Raw genomic sequence first — 485 nt, forward strand, 5'->3', positions numbered from 1 at the left:
CGTTCTCGACGGCGAGGGAGTAGTCCATGGGATCGGCAATCGCCCGACCGACTTAACGGTGGGGTCGGCGGGCGAATAATTAAGTCAAATCGAATACATTTATCGTTGAGCGAATGAGCGAGTTGTCTCACGGCAAGTACGACGCCGTCGTCGTCGGCGGGGGGCCCGCGGGCGCGACCGCCGCGCACGCGCTCGGGTCGCGCGGACGTGACGTACTGATAATTGATAAATCGTCGTTTCCACGGAAAAAGCTCTGCGGGGGATTAGTGACGTGGAAGACGACGCAGTTGCTCGAACGCGAGTTCGGCTGGGACCACGAGGCACTCGGCCCGAAAGACGGATTCGAGTACGCTACCTCCGGGTACGAGGTCCACTTCGACGGCGATACCGTCAAGAACGGTCAGAGCGAGCGACCGTACTACTTCGCCGATCGCCGCCGGTACGACGCGAAGCTGTTCGAAGCGGCCGTGGACCACGAGACGGTC

Annotated in this window: 1 protein-coding gene; it reads left to right on the forward strand. The window is 61.4% G+C overall.

Features of this window, described 5'->3' with window-relative positions:
- Window positions 1–113: 113 nt before the first annotated feature.
- A partial coding sequence (locus tag DVK07_RS21395; protein WP_121598620.1) for an NAD(P)/FAD-dependent oxidoreductase occupies window positions 114–485 on the forward strand: 372 nt, incomplete at its 3' end.

Origin of the sequence: Halorubrum sp. Atlit-26R (assembly GCF_003666015.1) — an archaeon.
GTDB lineage: Archaea > Halobacteriota > Halobacteria > Halobacteriales > Haloferacaceae > Halorubrum.